Source organism: Blastopirellula retiformator (assembly GCF_007859755.1).
In the GTDB taxonomy this organism is placed as follows: domain Bacteria; phylum Planctomycetota; class Planctomycetia; order Pirellulales; family Pirellulaceae; genus Blastopirellula; species Blastopirellula retiformator.
The window spans coordinates 148,905-168,565 of sequence record NZ_SJPF01000005.1 but is presented as its reverse complement, the minus strand read 5'-3'; the positions used below and the strand labels follow the sequence as shown (position 1 = coordinate 168,565).

Genomic DNA, 19,661 nt, shown 5'->3' with positions numbered 1-19,661 from the left:
GCTATTCGTCCAGGTTGACGTAGCGGATGTAGCAGCGGCAGTTCGGATGGGCCGGGGGGCCGCTGGGGAATTGCTGGTTCCAGGTGTCGCGATTTGCCCCACCCAGCGGGCTGCAGATCGGGCAGACCTTGGCGTCGCGCTCGGTTTGCCATGTGTCGAACGCCGATTTCAGGCCAAGATCGTTGATGACGATCTCGCTGGCGTCGGTGATCCCGTTGCTGACTTCCGTGATCGCCATGGAGTTGACCTGGCTGTTGACGAGCTGGTCGCACAATTCGTCGATTTCGGCCGGCGTCAGGATCGGAATCGATGGTTCGAGCGTGGCCGCCTGAGACCGCCATTCGGTTTGCTTGGCGGCAAGGCGATCACGAAGCGTGCGGGTCGAAACCTCGGCCACTGCGGCGGCTCGTTCGGGAACCATGCCGGCGGCCAGCTGCGACGCTTGATCTTGGCTGGCGCCGTGGGCAGTCGCCGACGACATAAACAGCAGGATCAGGATTGCGGCCGGGGTGGCGTTGCGATCGCTCTCGACTCTTTCCCAGTAGGCTTGGCCAGGGTCGGCAAGCGGATCGCGCTTTAACGCGCTCGCAAGTTCGGCCGCGTGCTGCTGACCCTGGCCAGTCAGTGCGGCGGGGAGTTGGCGTTCGTAGTCGGTGCGGTTCGGGAGGTCCATTAGTCGTGAACCCCCTTTCCGTTGCCGTAGAGACGCAAGGCTTCTTGGGCGGCGGCTCGAGCTTGGGAGATTCGCGGATCGACTTCCGTGGCGGCTGGCTGGCCAAACGGCAATGCGGCCGGCTGCGGCTTCGCCCCCTTCTCCCGCTCCTCCTCGGGGTCGAGGTCGTACTTCGCGGCCAGCGTGTCGCCCGACATCAGCCCCTTGTCGTACAACTTTTCATCGACAGTAAAATCTTCGCCGCGTTTGCGAATCACCGGGCTTGTCGCGCTAACGATGAGGTTGACGCATCGCCGCAAGTCTTTCCAGGTCATGCCGTAGCGGTGCAGGTTCAGGCGGCCGGTCTCGCAGGCGATTCTGACCACGGCCCACAGCATCCGCTCATACGCCTTGCAGAGCTTTTCCTGCTCGCCTTCGATGCGGCAGACGAACGGACTGCCGGCTTCCAGGATCGACGCGTAGTTGTTATTGCTAGCGTCGCCGCTGATCATGTATTCGGGCATCTGCCAGCGAACCCCGATCGATCGCAAGCCAGCTTGCAGCACCTGAACGAAGTTCGCGGCCTGGGTTCCGCCCATCGGGCCCGCCTGGAACTTCTTGTTCTTGGTATCGATCACCATCCCTTCATGCCAATCGCTGCGTCGTTCCGAGACGTACTGGCCGCTGGAGGTGATTCGAGTGCCGGTTCCGCCATCGTTGCGGGTAAGTGAGCCGCCAACAGGCGAGTCGCCGCCAATCCCTAGTCCTCCCGACCCGGAAACCGCTTCGATGATCATCGCGATTGACGCCTGAATCGCGGCCCCCTTGCTCATGCGTCGATTGAGCGCGATCGCGTCAGCTAAATCAACGATCACCGGGTAAAAGTCGGTCAGCCCACGTTTCACGTGCCGCGGCGTGTTGCCCTTGATGTGGACGATCCGGCTCGACGGGTAAAGGTTCCATGCCGATGCGTCGGCGTTCCACTGGATGAAATAACCATGGACCCGCGAAGCGTCGTCGGCGTCGGTCGCGATTCCGTATCGCCAGTTGAGTTGCGACGCAACGCCCATGCGCCGCTCAAGGTATTCCTTGTCAGCCGGCTCGGTCAGCCAGGAAGGCTCGGCGCGACGAATCCGGACCTGGCCGCCGTCTTGCTCTAGGGCGAGGATGATTTCGCCGTCGGTACGCTCGGCCTCGCATAGCTCTTGTTCAAAATCAAGCTCCCAGCGGTTGTCGCTCAACAGTTCGTCGACGATGCGCTGGACCTCGGCGACCAGACGATCAGGCGTATTTTGTCCGCGTATCGCCGTCGCCGCGTAATCGAACCCGGTCCGGATAATGTAGCTCTTGAGTGAGCCAAGAATGCCCGAACCGTAGGACGTTTGAGCCAGTGCACGGGCGGCGCCGCGAAGTTCCGATAGCGCCCACTCGGTGTTGAACGTCGGCCAGAAGTCGCCGTTGGCCCGATCGCTGGCGATGTCGGGCATGACCGGCCCGGCCTGGCCGTGCGGCAATTCGGTAAATCCCTGACGAACCGGCGCCATGTCGACGTAGGATTCGTGGACGACTCGCTGCGGGCGCGACGCGTCTTGCTCGAGCAACGCGACCTCTTGCTCCAGGTAATGCACCTGCAGCCGCGCTTGAAGCTGTTGGGCTTCGCGGACGTAGTCGGTCGGGTTGTTGGTGGTTTTGGCCATGTGGGGAAGTCTGGCCGAAAAGCGCTCAGGTATTACAGACGCAGGTGGAGATTTTTTTCAGATTTTTTCCGACGCGCTGGCCGCTTCTTCCAGCATCGCCTTGTAGCGAGCGACCGTCTCGAAGCAGACTCCCACCATGTCGGCGACTTGCCGCATCGATACCCCAGCCTGCAAGAGTCGCTGGATTTTCAGCACTTTCGCGTGATCGATGTAGCGGCGGTCGATCCCGTTCATAGCTTGCCGGCTCCACCGTTGAGGATGTGGGCCAGAAGTCGAATCCCCATCTCGAGACCGTCCGGGCCATCGTCATAGTCGCCGGTCGGAAATTCCTGCAGCTGCTTGACCAGCATCCGAGCCCCTGGTGAATCGCGTTTGAAATGGAGCTCGCCGCGCGACAGGTAGGGCGTCAGGCCAGAGCGAATGCGGGCCGTTTTGTTCGCCGTGTTGTTCGCCTCGAAAACCTTGAAGTTGAGGCCGGCTTCAGCGGCAAGCGGTCGGATCAAGTGGGCCAGAAGCTCCTGGAACTGGTTGGTTTCGACCACCATGCCATGCGGCCGGTACGCCAATCCGATCTCGACTGCCTTGGCAGCGATGCGGGTAACGTCGCGGCGCTCCAGGTCGGCGTCGAGGTAGACGTGACCGCTGTTGGTCAGGGTCGCCAGCACGAACGCGGAGTAGTCGCTCTTGTCGCTCTTCCCCTTGGAGGGATCGAGGGCCAGCACGCGGAGATAGACGTCGCTTTCGTGCGGCCACTCGTCGAACCAGAAGTCGGGGAACTGGAAATAGTAGCCCGAAAACTCGGCGCCGACCGTGTCGACGAACTGAGCGAGATATTCCTGGGAGTAGGCCCGTTCGCCGACGTCCAGCTTGGCCGACTGCAATTCCTCTGGGGTCATCAGCGGATTTTGCGACGACGGCAGTTGCCAGGAGGCGAAATCAGGATCGACTTCGGCCAGGTCGAATTGATCTTTCACCCAGTTGAGCCCGTTCGGTGTTGTTAGAAAGAGCGACCACCCCTGCTTATCGGACAATGCCGGCCGCAGCGCTTCTTTCCAGACCGCTTCTTCCACGAATGCCGCTTCGTCAATCGTGATGCCGTCGAGACCGTCGCCGCGCAAGCTGGCCGGGCTGGCGGCCGTTTTAATCGTGATCGAGCCGCCGCCCGGAAGGTCGATGCGACACTCGCTCTTGATGTACTCGTAGCCCGAAAACCGAAACGCCTGGCGAAGATCGCGTTCGATCTTTTTGGCAACCGTGAACGTGGGCGCGACCCACCAGATATTGCCGCCGTCGATCGCTCCCTTGAGGTGCTGACGACTGGCCGGGTTGGGGTCGCCGTGACCTTTAACGACCGCCGGAAGCCCGGCGCCGGTCTTGCCCCAACGTCGGCCGCAAACGACTCGCTTATGCCGGTGCGGATCCCGGAGAACCTCCTTCTGGTGCGGTAGGGCTTTCGGCAGCACGATCTCCCGCCGCCGGTTCTTCGCTTTGAACGCTTCCTTCGCTTTCGCGCTCGGCCTTCGCATGGGCTTCGTTTCCGAAAAATTCTTCGTCTTCTCGCACGAAAACTTCTGGCTTACTCTCTTTCCGTAGGAGTTCAAGCTCGGCGTCAATTAGCTCGATTTCCTGGGCGTCCTTAACCACCATGCGAAGCAGGTTCAACGCTCGCAAGCGATGCTGCACCTCTACCGGAACGTGACCGCCTTCACTGTCTTTGAGCTTGTCTTCGGCGATGTCCATCGGAACATTGATCACCAGGTCAAAGGCTCGCTGCGGAATGTGGTAGCCCTTTTTTCTCACTACTCGCATGACCATTTCCATGTCTTTCTGGTACTCGGTCGGGTTGGCGAACAGCCGCGACTCTGGATTCTTGTAGCCCTCGTTGAGCCACTGACGAATGCGCCGACGTCGCCTTGGATCGAGCGTCTTGCCTTGTGCGTTGCGTTGCCACCGCATTACGCGTAGACCATCACAACCAACGTGGGCTCGCCGCTCGACGACTTCAGGTAAACCTTCTCCAGGGCGTTCAGGACCGGCACGTCGAGCGTCTGGCCCGCTTCCGGAATCGAGACATAGGCCGTTCCGCGCGAGTCGCCAAGCTGGCAGCCTGCCTGGGCGTCGCTGAAGGTTACCTGCTTGACGTCGCCAAGGAGTTGGTTGTCTGGCAACTTGGTGATGTTCAGCAAAGTCGCCAATTTCGTCGGTGTCGTCGAAAGCGTGACCGGGTAGGTGTAGAAGTTCTTCCCGATCGTGTTCTGTACCCCTGGCATGTCGTCTCCAAAAAAACCTTTGCCAAACCCAATAAATTCCAACAAACCAAGCGTTTTTACCGCCACCCCTTTGGGTCAATACCAGCCCCACGATATGGCTGCTGTAAAAACAGAGACCCGAACCACCGCCAAACAACTTCTGGCCTGCGGTCATCGGCTTACTATTCTCTGTGCCGCTCATGATCTACTGCCTCTGGGGCCTCGTGTTTGGCCTCTAGCTCGCCAGCGCAGACTCAATCGCAGCGGCAATCGTGCCCGTGATTGTTAGCTGCCCAATCTCACTCAAATGAATACCGTCGACAAAATTGGTCGGGTCCGACGCCGCGTTTTCGGCCGATACCGCCGCTATGCCAGTCAGGTCGGCTAGTGCATCGGCATGGTCAGGCCAGTCCGCCTTCAGAATGTCATTACAGGCGGTCAAAATGCTGTGATCTACGTCGTATCTGTCAATCAAAGTAACTAACACGATCTTGGCCGCCGGATGGGCTGCCCGTATAGTATCGCAGAGACTAAACAGGTTCGCAGCAGCCGTAGCACCACTTATGCCATTGACCCGAATGTCATTCGTGCCTTCGAAAACAACAACGACCGCCTGCTCTGGAATCGCGATCAGCTTGGTTGCGACCTCATCAAAGTCAGCGATCATCTCCGGCGTCTTTTTACCGGTGAGTGAATAGTTCGTAACGTCGTCAACGCCTGTTGTCTCTAACTGCACAAGATAGGGCAGACTGCCGGTCGTAATGGTATAGATCGCCGTGCCCAACGAATTACTCAACCAGATCGCGCCAACTGCTGGTCTGGCGTAGGCATCCATTTGTGCGCGGTAGTAGCTGACCATGGACGTGATGTCGGCCTGGCTGTGCGCTGCGGTCGCCACCGCCAGCATCAACAAATCCCATTGGCCAGTTCCGCTAGATGGTTCTTGCGGAAAACGGATTGTTTGTGGTGTGACAGTGTCCGTGTTGGCAGCCGTATGAAACAAAATGCCATCGAAGTAAAACTTAATCACCTCGCTTTCTCGCACTACCGAAAATAAATGCGGTTCCACTCCAGACGTGTAGCGTAAGTGGCCGTTATTCGATGTCCCAAAACGCATTCGGTCTAACACGTCTGGGTAGTGGGCAGCTGTGGCGGATGTGCTAGTGTTGCGCAGATTCAAGCCGGCGTTCCAGTTGACTCGTGTGCTTTTCGCCAGCCAGTGAGTCGAGAAGTCGTTCAGGTCGCCAGGAGTCCAATCGGCGCTCAGCCTATGTATCCCACCAAACCTGATCGCTGGCGTCGTTCCAATCGTCAAGCTGCTTGGAAAAAAACCAGTGGCGTTGGGGCTTCGGTCATTGCCGCTGCGATCTTGCCAATAGCGCACATACTGACCATCGGCAGTCACCGGAACCGTGCCATCGGCCTGAGTGGCTCGCACCGACTGGTCGTCGCACAAGCACGCCAAGCCGCTTAGCGAGAGCGGATCAAATGCCGTGCCGCTCCGCTTCTTCGTCAGCCCAACTCCCATTCCTAGTCCGCGCATCGAACCAACCCCCACCGACAATCCATCGGCAAAACTTCCCGATCCGCAACCTCCGGATCGTAGTTCGTCCACGTCTCACGCTTTCGTGGCGCCACCACCTTACGCATGGTGTACATATCACGCCAGTAACTGACGTACACGCCGTTACGGTTACGGCGCGGCAAACAGTTACCGTCTTTGATCAACCGCCAGGCACGCACGGTGAAGCGATCGCGGTCCCAGTCCCAGAAAATAATCTGGTCGAGCACATGCCGGCCGCCGCAGTCGTAGAGGTGGTTAACTTCGATCAGGTCGACGCGGTCATGGACGGCTGGAGTGTGCGTTTCGGCGGCGCTGACGATTGCACAGGTGAGGCCGCCAAATACGCATAGGCCGACAATCGCGGCGATCACAGCCAGCCATACGAACTTGTCCCATTCCTTGCTATTGGCCATCTAGATCTCCTTCGACTTCCACTCACGCTCCGTCTCTAAGCGCATGATGCTGTGTCGCTGCTGGCGGACAACTTGGATCAACTGCGTATTTTCGCGATGCAGGAGCCACACCCATCTGGTGAGTGAGGCAACTGCAAGGGTTACGAACCCGGTGACGATGGCTAGGGTGGTGAGCATCACATGAGCCCCGCAATAACAGCAGTGACAAAAAACCGACGCGTGGGAATGATTAGCACCTACTGGACTCGCTTCGTTTCGTCGAAAAAATAAACGACCGTGACGGTGACTGGCCAGAACAAGGCTACAGCTACGGCAACAAAAGGATCGAACGTGTTGAGCATATATTTGGCATTGCGCGCCAAGTAACGCCAGCCAACCGCGACGGTAATCCAGAGGTAAACAAAGGCTGTGCAAAAAATCTGCGATTCAGTCATTTCACAATCTCCCTGCGACCGCCATCAACGCTGCGAGCTTGACGCCTAGCAGGAATTGGGCAAAGGCGGTCACCGGCTACACGAACGACAATAAACCGCCTGGCGAACCGGCTCGACTCGAGCGGCTTTCTTCGGCGGCGCATCGAGCCGGTTCGATTGCTTCAGCAGACCGCCGATTTCTTTGGTCGATCCAGCCTTGGCGGATTTCGGCCGCCCGTCGCGAGTGTAGTAGACTCGCAAATAGGGCAAGCCGGGCCGTCTTCCCGCCACCGACGTTGCGTCTCGCCGATTCGCGTCCCAGTCCAGTAGCACCAGCGAAGCGTCGTCAAACTCGCCTTGCTTTAGCATCCGCATCAACTCGGCTTTGACCGCTGGGCAGTAGCGGCACCACGCGGCGCCCACCATCACCACCATCGGTTTCCGCTCGCTCTTGTAGAGCTTGTAGGCTTCTGCGTAGCTGACGAGGCTGACGGGCTGGATTTCAGGTTCGGCTGGGATCACCAGGTCAGGGGCTCCGGTCGCCGCAAGCGTGGCTGCCTGTGCCATCAAGCCGGCCGCGTGAGAGCGAACTGGGTCAGCGTTGGCGGTGGTGGCGATCAGGGCCAGGATCAGCAGGGCAATGGGTCTCATCTACTTCGGTCCTATCGGAGGAGAGAAATAAAGAAGGCCGGCAACAGTGCCGACAATCGTGATCGCGACAATAACCAGTGCCCGAATTATTGCCCCGTAGTCGGGGACTTGGCGTCGATGAACGGCTTGTCGACGTCGGGAAGCGGATCGATCGGGCGCTGTCCAACGTTGGTTCCTTCTTGCCCTTTTTCGGGCTTGGCGTCGGTCGTTTCGTGGCAGCATCGGCAGCACTCGCACTTCACGGGTTGAGGTTGCGGATTTTCCACGGTCATGCGACCGCCAGCAGCGCCCGACGCGATCGCGATCGCGACAATGGCGGCGTCGAATTTGCTTTTCCAGTATTCGCCCACGTTACCAGCCCTCCTTAAAGTCGATCGGTTCGTTTTCGTTCTGCAAAAACTCGTGCGGCTTCATCGTGTAGCCGTAGTGCTGCGCGTTTCGGTGCTGCTCGACAAGTGCGGGCTGTGGCTCAGGTGACTCAGGTGACTCACTCTTGCGATCGCGACCCATGCGGGTGTAGATCCGGTTGAGAATCACGCGACCCAAGCCGCCGATCAGCGTATCGTCCGCGTGCCCATCCTTCAGTTCATTGACCGTGTCGCGGCCAGCGTCGACGACGATATAGGCGCCCAGCGACAGCGTCAGCAAAGACATAACCAGCACGCAAGTAATCAAGCCAGCAATCAGCCATTTCATCGCATCACCTATGGAGCAAGAGCGTAAATAGTTTCCTCCGGCTGGTGAGCCCTCACCCAGTCGGTGTTGTTAATTGGCTTGAACGGGAAGCCGCCATAGCCGCTGACCGAGAAGGAGTCTTGGCCGCGCAGCATGTGGTTGACCGTAGCCTCATCGACCCAGAAGGAGCCGTCAGGTTGATCATCCGGCCACTTTGGCCCGTCGACCCAGCCAGGTCCCCAGCTGTTTTGGCAAAGCAAGCCGCGACGATCGTAACGAACCGCCGTAAAGCACATGCAGTGCGACCAGCTGCCGGCTGCTCGGCTAAATCCCTGATCGTCTCGTCGACTGCTGAAGCCTTGGCCGCTACAGACCGGAATTGGGTAGCCGCTCTCAATCGCGGCCGCCGCTTCCTCGAAGTTGCGAACCAACGCCACATCGCGAACCGGGCTCTTCTTCGCTTCTCGATCGAGTCGACCGTTATCGTCGCGACCACCGTTGCCGTAGTTGCCCCAGTCTTTGGCGCGAGCCGACGAATAGGTCGTTAGGTCAACCTTGAGCCCATCGACATCGTATTCATCGCGAAAGATCAGGCCATGGTCACGAACCCACTTCGCCGCAGCGCCGCCATAGCTGCCGTCGGAGTATCCTCCGCGATCACGATTACGAGCCTCGACTCGCGAACCGCCGTAGATGCTTTCGGTCGCAACGGGCTTCCACTCGGCCGAGTCGCCGCGGAGGTACATGACCGCCAGGTGGATGTCGGCGCCGTGCGCCCAACCGAAGCTTACGCAATCACCTATGCCCTGTCGTGGACAAACCCAGTCGGTCTTGAACGTGTCGTGGTGGGCCTTGTAGAGAGCCCGGTAGAGCAACACCGCTTTCGTTGGCGGACCACGCGCTTTGAATAAATCAGGAGCCGCTTGTCGTAGCGTCGGCTTCTCGAGCGTTGCCAAGAACTGCCGAGTTGCGTTCGGCTGTGGCTTGTAGCCGAACAGTGCTGCAGCCGGCTGGTCCTTGTCGGGCAGCACATCAGAAGATGGCCCCGCGTCGGCCTGAGCAACGTCCTGCGCAACAGGCGCGACGCGTACGGGGCCATCGTGGCCGGACATAGCGAGGAAAGCCGTAGCCCCCGCGATCAGCGCAATGATCAGGGCTACGGAGCCGGCAATCAGAAGTTTCGCGATGTTGCTCATTGACTCAATTCTTGGGCGGCGAACCGGGCGGACTTGGCGATTTGACGGTGGGCTTCGACCAGCTGGGCGCGATGTTCCGGCAGCAGCTTACCTTGATCGCCCTGGAACTTCTTGTTGAGGTAGCCGCCGCAGATGTCCTTCAGCTTCGGGTAGTCGTAGCGGTAGAAGCTTTCGCCGCGTTCCCAAAAGATCGTCAGCTTGCGGAGGTTGCTGGCCGCGATACCAGTCGTGAACTGCGGTTCGGTGCTGTTGCCGTCTGCCTCCAGGATCTTGGCGACCTCGTCATTGACGTCGGCGAAGTCGATGGCGTCTTGGATGGTTTCGGCGAGCTTCTCATGGTCGGCTTGCTCAAACGCAGGGCGCAGGTCAGGCTCACCAGGGTTCGGCAACTGTTCTTCGGCCGTGACGCCAGCGAGACTGATCGCCAGATAGGCGGAACCCGCCGTGCAACCACCGACCATCATCAGGCCAGACAGCAGAAAACCGAGGGTGCTAAGCTTCATCGGGTAGGCCCTCCAACAGCTTGGCAACAACGTCCTTGGCGACTGGCTCGGCGACTTCGCGAATATCTTCCTTCGATCGACCGAGACCATGTAGAGTTTCGACCATGGCCGCCAATCCGCGAAAGTGTTTCTCGCGATCGGGGTGATCGGGCGGCGGATTCTTCAGCTTCAGCGACATCCCGGCCGTCGGGTCGGTGGTGACCTCGATCGGCCGAGTCGGCGACTGAGCGAACGACCTGAACGCCACAACCGCGATAACGACAAACGCCAGAAGCCCACCGCCGACAAACAGGAAGATCATTAGGCCGAAGAGGATGTTAAGCAACATCGGGCGACCCCTTGAATTTCTCAGTACTCTGCGTGTAGAAGACCTCGATCGCCGCACTGGCGACCATCATCAGGACATCGATCACTGACTGGTTCTTCATCCAGAACAGCCACCACGGCCGCGGAATGCGAGGGACCGCGTATTTGAGAAGCGACTGGACCCACTTCAGAACCGCCTCTTTTTTGACAGCGCCGGAGTTGGTTAGTTCCTCCTTGGCCGCGATCATCGCGCCCCAGATGAAGGTCAGCACGACGTGAGCAAATAGTGACCAGCTGAATTGCCCGCTGAGCTGATCTTTGGCGTTTCGCAATAGCTCGCCAAGCTTCGACGAAAAAGCGGAGGTGGCTGGTACGGTTGACATCGGTCAGGCTCCGTAAGATGGGTAGGCTTTCGCCAGGGCGTACGATCACCGGCCGCTGACATTGTCGCGCTGCGTTCGGCCTTAGCGTTCAGCCAGACCAAACAAAGCCGCGAACCATCACTCGGCCGCTAGGTTAGCCCGCATCGTGGGCACGCCTCACGGCTTTTGTCCATACAACCTTCGCAACTCTTGGCTTGAACAGACCATGCAGGGCATGACCACCATTCCACCGCAAGTCTTGCATCGCTTCAGGTCACCGGTCTGCTGGTGGGGGTGCGTGCCTTCGCGAATTTGCTTTGACGTCCAGCGACCGACACGGAATTCTTCTTCGACTTGTCGCAGCGAAGCTCCTTCCTCGAATCGCTTCCAGATTTCGTCGACGGTTTCCTTCGAAATTTTTGGCCGCGTCATTGCGTGTGCTCCCTGCAAAATTTTTTGTTACCGAATTCCGCGTCCGAATTCCAAATAGCGTTTCACGATCGCGAGCCCCGCGAAATATTTTTCCGCATCGACCAGGCGATAAACCGGCTCGGTTGGTGACGGCGGTGCTTGAGAAAAATCGATCGCCGGAAAAGTTTGACGAAACGCCCACTCGAAATTTTCGTTGAGTTCCAAAATCAGAATCCGCCGAACCACGATCGGATCGAACGGCGGCGAGCAGTGCCGGCAGAAAATTTTTCCGTACGGGTCGACCCAGAAAACGCGGCCGAGAAAATTTTCATTTTCCGTACAGCTGAGGCACGGCAAAAAATCATCGGGCGACGCGTCGAGAAATTGGTCTGTCCCGTTGCGTCCCGTTTGTCCTGTTAATTCCTTACTCCCGTTACTCACCCTTATCCCCTTACTCTCTATATTTCTATTTTTATTCAGTAGTAGATTTAAATAAGACAAATGGGACAGACAGGACAACCGTTGGTACAAAAGGACTTACGAATGTCCCATTGTTTTTTTACATCGGACAAATTCTGGTTTTCATAGGACAGACCCCCTCAATAGAGTTCCCCTGTGTCGTACTGGCCATTCGGTTGTTGGCTCTCGAACCGTACCCCCCGGTACGCCCAGGGCCTTCCTTCATGGGACAAACGCACTCTTTGGGTATTTGGGAAGGCCCGATTGAACTCCTTGAAAAAGATCCGATTTCCGAACGGCTTATACCCGTTTTGTTCGCAATATTTTTTGTACGAGGCGTATATTTCGTCCGATTCAACGTCGGAATTTTCATCTGCAACGAGAACTTCAAAGAGGTACGCGCGGGCTGGATTCGATTCCAGCTTGTAATCTTCAATCGCATTAGATCCGACTTGTGATGTCGTGAATCCGTTTTGAGCGCGGAGGCGACGCAGTCCCAAAATCGCCCAGGCGAGCATTCCCGGAAGCTCGCCGCGGTCCTTCCACCACTGCGTGCGATCCATGCCGTTGACGCGTTCATGCTCGGGAACCTGATAGAGCCAGGGAACGAGCATCATGCGACGCCAGACGCCGTCTGACTTGTCGTTGAACCGCGGCCGGTTGTTCGTGGCGACCATCAGGCGAGCGGTCGGCAGAGCGGAAATCGGGTCGCGATTTTTTCGATCGAACTGGATGACGTCGCCCGAAGTGAACGTTTTTAGATGTCCCTCAGCGACTCGATCGATTTCGCCGCAGTCGGCCGCGACGTTCGCGAGCTTGCCCAGCGTCGCGGTGAGCTGGAACCGTTCGCCGAAAAGTTCGAGCGGGACGTGAGAGACGTTTTCTTCGCCTAACATCGCCTGGAGCCCGGCCAGGTAGACCGATTTTCCGTTCGCCCCTTCGCCTTCGAGCAGCAAAAATTTTTGCCGACTGGTGTCGGGAGTCAGTAAATAGCCGGCCCACTCCTGCAGTAAGTTGATTCGCTGGCGATCCCCTTCGAGGTTTTTTTGTAGGAACGCTAGCCAGGTGGGACAAGTTGCGTCGGGATTGTAGGCATACGGCAAGCAGACCGGCGAAAACCAGTGTGGCGAGTGCGGGGAGAATTCGCCGTCCTCTTCCGCCAAAACCTTGTCGACATCGAGAATGCCATTTTCGAGTGCGACCAGGTTGCGTTTTTCCCACCGCCGGCCGTCGTACCAGCTGCCGATTTCGATCTGCTCAGAAATTTTCGCGTGGTGCCGAACGGCCGCCATCACGTTGCTGATCAGGTTACGGGTGACCTTGATTTTCTTCTTTTCACGATCGCCGTTTTGCTGATAGATGCGGTCGATTTCTTCTTTGACCCAGCCGCAGAGGTCCGACTCGAATTCGTGGCGAGAGATATTGCGGTAGCGTTTCCCCTCCCAGAGGAACCATTCTTCCCGCCAGTTGACCAACGTCTGAACGCCGTCGACGGTGAATTTTTTTCGCACGATCCAACGGGCGATTCGGAACGGGTCGTCATCGGCCTCGGTCCCGTCGTCAAAATCGATCTTATCGGCGTCGACGGTTTTCGCTTCAGCCGCCCAACGACGCAGAACTTCCAGGTTGCCGGATGATCCGAACCAGTCCCGCAAATCTTCGCCGTGATCGGGCTTGATGGGGTAGGGAGGAATGACGTTCTTCCCGCTAGCGACATACGCGGCCGACATGCCCAGCAGCGACTCGGCGCCATCTTGGCCCGGTTTATCGCAATCGTGGATCACGACCAATTCTTTATCCCGCAGCAGTTCGAGCATCCAGGGTTTCCACTTTTCCCCCGCGCCGCTGGCGTTGGTGATCGGGCACTCGCTGGTGGCGAGGCCGTCCTGGGAGAGGATCGTCAGTAGGTCGGTCACTCCTTCGACTTTGTAGATGGTCGACGCCTGGCCGATGTTCTCGGCGGTGAACTTGCCGACGACGCCACGGCCTGAGCCGGCAGTCAGTTTCACCTTTTCCCAAGTCGGCTGGCCTTTTCCCTTGGAGTAGACCGGCAACTTGTCGCAACTCATCGGGTAGAGGCACCAGCCGACCGGCTTGGCGGCGAGCAGCTTTTCGCCATAGACCGGGATCGCCAGGCAGATGTATTGATTGCGGTAGCGAACCCGCTCGGCGCCGATCCGGCGAAGACCCTCCAGGGTAACGCCCGGCTTGACGAACTGGCACCAGTAGTTCGCCAGTCCGTCGTTCCAGTCGAGGAATTCCAGATGCTCTTCCGGGTCAGCCTTCTTCCTGGTCGATTTCGCTTCGGGGGCGATGCCGAGATAATCAGCGATACGGGTGATGGCGTCTTGAAAATTGCAGCCGAGGAACCATTGGGCCGCGGCGATCCCGTCCCCGTTCTTTTCGCGAAAACACTGGTTGCAGATTAGGGCGCCATCGTTTTCGTCCAGGAGGCGGAATCGATCGTGGCCGCCGCATTTCGGGCAAGCGGTGTGCTGACCGGTCAGACAATCGGCCGAGATCCCGAGCGACTGAAAGATTTCCGACCAGCGACCCGATGCGGCGGACTTGACGAGCGAGACGTCGTACATGTTGCAGCTTCCATGCAGTCAAAAGAAGAAAAGCCCGCCGCCAAACCGACGGCGAGCTAGGTATCGAAACCGAAAAAACGCCGCGATCGACTCAGCCCGCTTGCTTGTTCCGCTGGTCCCAGAACGCGTCGAAGAGCGACTGCATCTTGTCGATCGCCTTTTCGCCAAAGCCCTTGATGTCGCCGAGTTGGCCGCCGTTGTTCTGCCAGTCTGCCAGCTGGCCCATGTTCACGACGCCTTCTTCGGCAAGCTTTTCGCATTGCTTTGCCGTAAGGCCGACAGAAGCCAGGGTAGCTGCTCGCCAGTCGTCAGCGGTCGGCGGGTCAACGGAGCTTTCGCAAAAGGGTGCGGTCTCGCCATCAGCGTCAGCGGCTTCGGTTTGCCCTGGATCATCGGTCGGTTCATCGTCGGTTTCGGTCTCGTCAGGTTCTTCGGTGTCAATGTCGTCGGCCGGCTTGGGTGCGGTGGCAATCGAAGCGGCGAACAAGCTTCGCTGCAGCGGGTCGCGTTTGCAGATTTGATGCAGCTGGTCGTAGGCGAGTTCAAGTTCTTTTTTGGCGGCCTTCGATTCTTCTTTGCAGCGTTCGACCTCGGCGGCGGCGATCTCAACGCGGCAAGTCACGCGGTTGATATCTTCCTTCCATTTGAGCAGCATTTCCTCGGTCGACAGCGGCGTCTTGGCGGGTTGCTCGGCGGTCGGTGGTTCGGGGGAGGCATCTTCGCTGGTTGCTTCGGCTGGTGTGTCATCCACCATCTCGTATTCGTCGGACTCAATCCACAGTTCTCCGTCTTCGTAGGTCGAGCCTTCGACGATCACGCACGCAGCGTCGCTTTCATCGAAGTGGGCGGGAGCGAGGATTGTGCCCTTGGGGATATTGACGTTCGTGGCTTCTTCGACCAGATCGACCAGCAGGCGGACCTGGGCAAGCGGGACATCGTCGGCGTCAGTCGGCTCGTCATCGGCGGCCAGGGAAGTGCCGGCTGGTTCTTCGTCAGCGGCAACCGGCTCCGCATCCAACGCCGCCAACGGATCGTCAGCTGACTGCTCATTGGTCGGTTGCGCCTCGGTCACCGGCGCCGTAGTCAGGTCGGCGGCCGGCTCGGTTTGTAGGTCGCTGGGCATTGTGAGAATAGTCACTGGCATATCCTTAAAAATAGGGACAAAGAAAACTCGGTGCATCCGCAGCGCGGGCATGGATGCGTTCTGGCGGGCCAGCCGACGTAGCAGGCTCCGCAGCACCAAATGGTTGGGTGGTCGATGACTTTCATGCGGGCTTCCTTGCGGGGGGGGTGTGGTAGAACGGAATTTCCTCTTGGATCTCGATCGCCGACTGAATGCCAGCGGAAACATTCCTCGCCATCCGCGCCGCTTTCCGCTCGCGTGCCTGCTGCTCTTTGATCTTGCGGACCGCACGATCGAGGAAACGAAACGCGGTGATTTCGGCCAGGCGACGGCAACCGCAGAAGAACCACGGCACGCGGTAGGTGTTTTGAAAACTGAGGATCGAGCGAAACAGGATCTTGCCGTTCACCTCCGGCGGCTTGCTCCCCCACTCCGGCACGTTGGTGACGACCGCGTCTAAGTTCGCTTCGACGATCACGCACGCGAATGGCAGTGCCGCCAGATTGGAAAGCTCCTGTTCGAACCGCTCGCGACGGCCGGTATCGACGACAACGCCCCGGTCGGTCTTCTCAAAGCCGAGAATCGTCCCCTGGATGTCTTCCATCGACTTCCGTTCGACGCCAACCAACTGCTCCAACCCTTCGACCGAGTAGTCGCCTCGCGAATCGGGGTAGCGGCCCAGGCATTCCCGCCGCAGGTTTTGACCCCAGTTGATGACGATCGGCCGGTAGCCGCGATTGGAATCGGCCGTCATCCCTTGAAAAGAGAATGGCGCCTGCTCGGCCGAATCGATCAGGATGGTATACGGGTTAATGAGGGGTTTCATGGTCATTGGGCTATTCCTTTAGTGAAGCGGTTCGGGCCATCCAGCCCACTTGAATCGCCGAGAGGCTTTTCCTCGCTTGTTTGGCTTTCCCTCGACTTCCTCGATCAGTCCACACATTTCGAGGTTGTTTGCGTATCGCATCGCGGTTCGGTAGTGAATGTAGCCAACCTTTTGCTGAAACCGATCGACTAGTTCTTGGACGGTGAATCCACTGTGAAAGCATTGGGCGACCGAGCAAAGTAGCAGGCATTGCTTCATCGTGCGAAGACGCTGGTTGTCTTGGTGTTCCGTCACCCTACTGCCTCCGTTTGTCTTGCCCGAAACTGCATCAGGTACGCGTCTTCTTCCGCGTCGTCGTAAAAATCCCGTAGCACCGAGATCGCCCGAAACCCCTTGGACCGGAAGAATCGCTGGGCGTCGAGGTTCGTTTCGCGGACTTCGGTTAGAACATGCGACCGCCGTGAAGCAAGCTTCCTGGTCAGCTTCGTGACTAACTGATGGCCAACACCGCGGCGGCGATAGTCCGGATGAACTGCGAATTTCAATAGATGAAGGTGATTCCGCTGAAGCTCGTAGATCATGAAGCCGACCACGCGATCACGCTTGCCGGGCGCCATCTGGGATTCCGCAACTATGCCGATCACGTTCCGTTCTTTCAGGCGGTTGATAAAGTCGTACTCGGTCCAGGCGAACTCGAAGCTAGTTCGCTCGATTTCGAGAACTTCCGGCATGTCGCGGCGGATCATCCAGCGGACGTGGGTGTTCACGGATTCACTTTCCGTTTTCGCGTAGGTTTATAGGAGCAAGAATCGCTTGAAGCCTGCAGAGCTTGTCGTGATCGGGATGGGGAGGTTCATCAAATCCAACGGCGCCAACGCGAAAGTTGAATTCGCTCGCAAGTTCCTGGACGATCTTGTACAGGTCTTTGGCCTGCACAATCAGCAGAGCGTTCGCCTCGGCTTCTTCCGGTCCGACATCTTCCGCCGATACCGTTCCGATGAACTTGCTTTCGCCATCCGCGTAGATATTGCAGTAGCCGCCGGAAAACCCTTCGCTACCGAGTTCCCACTTGCCTTCGGTGAATCCGCTCATGCCGTCACTCCCTGCGTTTGGTTGGCCAAAATCCGCTCTTTCAAAAACGTGTTTCGCTTGCCGATCGCCACCCGCCGGCAGAACCGCCTCAGCGTCTCTTCCTTGCCGAAAAACAGGTGCAGCTTTTTCGCTCGGCTCATGGCGGTGTAAACCCACTCGCGACTAGCCACGCGGGCGCCGGCGTCGTCAACAACCGTGAAGACGAACGGCCACTCGGAGCCCTGCGATTTGTGGACGCTCAGCACGTAGCCGAGATCCCAGTCGCAGCCGGCGCCGCTCTTGCTTTTGCCACCTTCGCCGTCCGCCTCTTGCTTGCCGCGGGGGACGCGAACCGTTCGCTCTGGCGTCAGCAGCCGCATCACGAAGAACTTCGGCTCGATCGCCACCACCTCGGCCAGTTCGCCATTGGCGACAAACGTCTCGCCCTGGTCATCGCCGTGCAGCGTGTAGACGCCGTTCTTCAGGCAGACCGCCTTGTCGCCGGGACGAAATACCGAACCTTCGACGACTGGAGAAGGCGATAGATGTTGCTGTAGAAACTTGTTGAGCGGCTGACGGCTAACGTCCGACTTGTCGTTCAGCGCGGTCAGAACCTGCACGTCCCAGATCGGATCGAGGTTTTTGTCCTTGGCGATGTCGATGCCGGCCAGTAGTTTTTGGCGGATCGTATCATTGTCATCGCAGCGAACGACGCGTAAATTTTTGCCGTTCTCAATGTCGACGCCGCGATCGTGATTAAACCAGCCCGTGGTTCGTAGTTCATGACACGCCGTGACGATCGTCCCCGAGTTGCGGCGGATTTCTTCCAACTGACCGTATGGCATGTTGGCGGCGATCAGATCTCGCAGCGGGGCGCCATGTCCAACCGGCGGCAACTGGTTCACATCGCCAACCAACAGCAGGTGAGCATCCGACGCCAGCGCCGAAAGCAATGATGCCATCAGATCGGTGCTGACCATCGAAGCTTCGTCAACCAGCACGTATTTAAACGGCAGGCGATTTAGGGCGTTGTATTCAAACTCGAAACTCCCCAGCGTGCTGGCCCGGATGCCGAGCAAGCTGTGAATCGTCGACGCCCGTAAGTTGATGCCATAGCTCGCCATCGCTTCGCTGACGCGGTTCGCCGCCTTACCAGTCGGAGCGGCCACGGCGATCGACGCCGATAGATCCGACTCCAGCAGCTTGACGATGTTGGCCGACACGTAGGTTTTTCCGGTACCAGGACCACCGCCGAGAATGCAGAGCCGGCCTGTTAGAGCGAGGGAGGCCCGTTCGCACTGGTGGTCGGAGATCGACTCGGCCAGGGATAGGTTTGGCCAGATCGCGGGAACGGGATTCGATTCCAGCTCCTGGATCACGTCGGCAACGCGCTGCTCTTGGTTCGCATACTTCGCTTCGGCCAGGAAGATGGCCCCACCCTGGTCGACCAGTTGCCCGTTTTCATACCGCTGGATAGCAATCAGCCCCTGGTCGCGAGCCTCGGCCAACGCTTCGGCGTCGTTGCGGTTTGGTCCGATTTCGCGGGCGAGCTTTTGTAGCACGAACGGCAGCGGGAACCAGGTGTGGCCGTTGCTGTCCTCGGCCATCGCGTGCCAGGCACAATAGATTTGCCGTTCCAGAGCGTCGCGGGGAAGACCGAGATCCAACCAGAGGGCGTCGCAACGCTTGAAGCCGCAGCCGCGAAACGCCATCAGTTTGTACGGGTTCTCCTGGATGACGTCGGCCGCCGTGTTGCCCCATTCCTTGATGCAGAGGCGAGCGATCGATTTCGGAAAACCTCGGCCATCGAACAGGCCCATCAAGTGAACGGTCAGTTCCTCCAACTTCTGGTTCTCTCGCAACCAGGTGGAAGCCTCGGCCGCGATGTCGCCGGGAAGCAGGCTGCAAGCGATCGCCGCCGCTTCGGGGTCTTCTCGCAGCGTCCGGATCGACTTCGGCCCGAACTTCGTCCACAACTGGGCGGCGGTCTTGGGTCCGATTCCTTTGATCTGCTGCAGGTATCGGACCACGCCCGGACGCGAGAGGGGCGTCGCTGGCGTGTACGTGGTGAAGATAAACTGGTTCGATTTTCGGCCGGTTCGCTTGTTCTCATAGGAATCCCAGCGGCCGTAGAAGCGGTAGGTCATGCCGGCAACCAGGTCGTCGTCAGCTTCCCCTTTGATCTGCAGGTCGGCGCCGGGGATCAGTTCAGCTTGGGCTTCCCCTTCCAGCTTGATGTTGCCGATAATTGTGGCGCCACTGGCATTCTCGAACCGAAATTGCTCGTTAAGGTAGGTGGCGACGATTTCGAGTTTTTGACGCGACATCGGTTTTCCCTCGGGCCAAATTGCAAAAGACGCGGCGCGGGACTTGAACCCGCTGCAGCCGACTCGGCCGCTACCCTTTCCGCGTCCGCCGTTCTCTCTCGGCCGTCTCTGGCGTCCGGCCAGTTCGGCATACGTGCTTTCGCAACGCATGACCGTGCAAGCAATCCCCGCT

Annotated in this window: 25 protein-coding genes; all 25 read right to left on the bottom strand. The window is 58.6% G+C overall.

Going from position 1 to position 19,661, the window contains the following annotated elements:
* Window position 1: 1 nt before the first annotated feature.
* Complete coding sequence (locus Enr8_RS20785; RefSeq protein WP_146435375.1) at window positions 2-673, bottom strand: hypothetical protein; 672 nt, start codon at window positions 671-673, stop codon at window positions 2-4.
* A complete protein-coding gene (locus Enr8_RS20780; RefSeq protein WP_146435373.1) occupies window positions 673-2,349 on the bottom strand; it encodes a phage portal protein in 1,677 nt (558 codons plus the stop codon). The genes Enr8_RS20785 and Enr8_RS20780 overlap by 1 nt, the downstream gene beginning before the upstream one ends.
* A gap of 57 nt (window positions 2,350-2,406) precedes the next feature.
* Window positions 2,407-2,583 carry a helix-turn-helix domain-containing protein gene (locus Enr8_RS20775; protein ID WP_146435371.1) on the bottom strand — a complete coding sequence of 59 codons (177 nt, stop codon included), beginning with the start codon at window positions 2,581-2,583 and terminating at the stop codon, window positions 2,407-2,409.
* On the bottom strand, window positions 2,580-3,812 hold the full coding sequence (locus tag Enr8_RS20770; protein WP_186767774.1) for a terminase large subunit domain-containing protein: 1,233 nt from the start codon (window positions 3,810-3,812) through the stop codon (window positions 2,580-2,582). Before Enr8_RS20770 ends, Enr8_RS20775 begins: the two co-directional genes overlap by 4 nt.
* The gene (locus Enr8_RS25575; protein ID WP_186767773.1) at window positions 3,754-4,170 is read right to left on the bottom strand and encodes a hypothetical protein; all 417 of its coding nucleotides are present in this window, start codon (window positions 4,168-4,170) and stop codon (window positions 3,754-3,756) included. The genes Enr8_RS20770 and Enr8_RS25575 overlap by 59 nt, the downstream gene beginning before the upstream one ends.
* Window positions 4,171-4,304: 134 nt before the next feature.
* Window positions 4,305-4,619, bottom strand: coding sequence for a hypothetical protein (locus tag Enr8_RS20765; RefSeq protein WP_146435367.1), 315 nt, complete (start codon window positions 4,617-4,619; stop codon window positions 4,305-4,307).
* Window positions 4,620-4,833: 214 nt separating this feature from the next.
* The gene (locus Enr8_RS20760; protein WP_146435365.1) at window positions 4,834-6,213 is read right to left on the bottom strand and encodes an SGNH/GDSL hydrolase family protein; all 1,380 of its coding nucleotides are present in this window, start codon (window positions 6,211-6,213) and stop codon (window positions 4,834-4,836) included.
* Window positions 6,129-6,575: a hypothetical protein gene (locus Enr8_RS20755; RefSeq protein WP_246120185.1), complete on the bottom strand. Its 447-nt coding sequence runs from the start codon at window positions 6,573-6,575 to the stop codon at window positions 6,129-6,131. Before Enr8_RS20755 ends, Enr8_RS20760 begins: the two co-directional genes overlap by 85 nt.
* Before the next feature lie 236 nt (window positions 6,576-6,811).
* Window positions 6,812-7,009 carry a hypothetical protein gene (locus tag Enr8_RS20750; RefSeq protein WP_146435363.1) on the bottom strand — a complete coding sequence of 66 codons (198 nt, stop codon included), beginning with the start codon at window positions 7,007-7,009 and terminating at the stop codon, window positions 6,812-6,814.
* 69 nt (window positions 7,010-7,078) lie between these two features.
* The gene (locus Enr8_RS20745) at window positions 7,079-7,639 is read right to left on the bottom strand and encodes a thioredoxin domain-containing protein (RefSeq protein WP_146435361.1); all 561 of its coding nucleotides are present in this window, start codon (window positions 7,637-7,639) and stop codon (window positions 7,079-7,081) included.
* Window positions 7,640-7,725: 86 nt separating this feature from the next.
* On the bottom strand, window positions 7,726-7,989 hold the full coding sequence (locus tag Enr8_RS20740; RefSeq protein WP_146435359.1) for a hypothetical protein: 264 nt from the start codon (window positions 7,987-7,989) through the stop codon (window positions 7,726-7,728).
* A gap of 1 nt (window position 7,990) precedes the next feature.
* Entirely contained in the window at window positions 7,991-8,335 is a 345-nt protein-coding gene (locus Enr8_RS20735) for a hypothetical protein (protein ID WP_146435357.1), read from the bottom strand.
* Between the two features lie 8 nt (window positions 8,336-8,343).
* Window positions 8,344-9,426 carry a C1 family peptidase gene (locus Enr8_RS20730; protein WP_146435355.1) on the bottom strand — a complete coding sequence of 361 codons (1,083 nt, stop codon included), beginning with the start codon at window positions 9,424-9,426 and terminating at the stop codon, window positions 8,344-8,346.
* A gap of 80 nt (window positions 9,427-9,506) precedes the next feature.
* Window positions 9,507-10,013 (bottom strand): hypothetical protein, encoded by a 507-nt coding sequence (locus tag Enr8_RS20725; protein WP_146435353.1) that lies wholly within the window; start codon window positions 10,011-10,013, stop codon window positions 9,507-9,509.
* Window positions 10,003-10,341, bottom strand: coding sequence for a hypothetical protein (locus tag Enr8_RS20720; RefSeq protein WP_146435351.1), 339 nt, complete (start codon window positions 10,339-10,341; stop codon window positions 10,003-10,005). Before Enr8_RS20720 ends, Enr8_RS20725 begins: the two co-directional genes overlap by 11 nt.
* Window positions 10,331-10,702: a hypothetical protein gene (locus Enr8_RS20715; RefSeq protein WP_146435349.1), complete on the bottom strand. Its 372-nt coding sequence runs from the start codon at window positions 10,700-10,702 to the stop codon at window positions 10,331-10,333. Before Enr8_RS20715 ends, Enr8_RS20720 begins: the two co-directional genes overlap by 11 nt.
* Window positions 10,703-10,858: 156 nt before the next feature.
* Entirely contained in the window at window positions 10,859-11,113 is a 255-nt protein-coding gene (locus tag Enr8_RS20710) for a helix-turn-helix domain-containing protein (RefSeq protein WP_146435347.1), read from the bottom strand.
* A gap of 27 nt (window positions 11,114-11,140) precedes the next feature.
* Window positions 11,141-11,533, bottom strand: coding sequence for a hypothetical protein (locus Enr8_RS20705; protein WP_146435345.1), 393 nt, complete (start codon window positions 11,531-11,533; stop codon window positions 11,141-11,143).
* 158 nt (window positions 11,534-11,691) lie between these two features.
* A complete protein-coding gene (locus Enr8_RS20700) occupies window positions 11,692-14,142 on the bottom strand; it encodes a phage/plasmid primase, P4 family (RefSeq protein ID WP_146435343.1) in 2,451 nt (816 codons plus the stop codon).
* Between the two features lie 91 nt (window positions 14,143-14,233).
* Window positions 14,234-15,280, bottom strand: coding sequence for a hypothetical protein (locus Enr8_RS20695; RefSeq protein WP_146435341.1), 1,047 nt, complete (start codon window positions 15,278-15,280; stop codon window positions 14,234-14,236).
* 127 nt (window positions 15,281-15,407) lie between these two features.
* Window positions 15,408-16,097: a hypothetical protein gene (locus Enr8_RS20690; protein WP_146435339.1), complete on the bottom strand. Its 690-nt coding sequence runs from the start codon at window positions 16,095-16,097 to the stop codon at window positions 15,408-15,410.
* Between the two features lie 12 nt (window positions 16,098-16,109).
* Window positions 16,110-16,385 carry a hypothetical protein gene (locus Enr8_RS20685; RefSeq protein ID WP_146435337.1) on the bottom strand — a complete coding sequence of 92 codons (276 nt, stop codon included), beginning with the start codon at window positions 16,383-16,385 and terminating at the stop codon, window positions 16,110-16,112.
* Window positions 16,382-16,858 carry a ribosomal protein S18-alanine N-acetyltransferase gene (rimI, locus tag Enr8_RS20680; RefSeq protein ID WP_246120184.1) on the bottom strand — a complete coding sequence of 159 codons (477 nt, stop codon included), beginning with the start codon at window positions 16,856-16,858 and terminating at the stop codon, window positions 16,382-16,384. Before rimI ends, Enr8_RS20685 begins: the two co-directional genes overlap by 4 nt.
* A gap of 4 nt (window positions 16,859-16,862) precedes the next feature.
* Window positions 16,863-17,183 (bottom strand): hypothetical protein, encoded by a 321-nt coding sequence (locus Enr8_RS20675; RefSeq protein ID WP_146435335.1) that lies wholly within the window; start codon window positions 17,181-17,183, stop codon window positions 16,863-16,865.
* Complete coding sequence (locus Enr8_RS20670; protein ID WP_186767772.1) at window positions 17,180-19,489, bottom strand: AAA family ATPase; 2,310 nt, start codon at window positions 19,487-19,489, stop codon at window positions 17,180-17,182. Before Enr8_RS20670 ends, Enr8_RS20675 begins: the two co-directional genes overlap by 4 nt.
* Window positions 19,490-19,661: the final 172 nt, after the last annotated feature.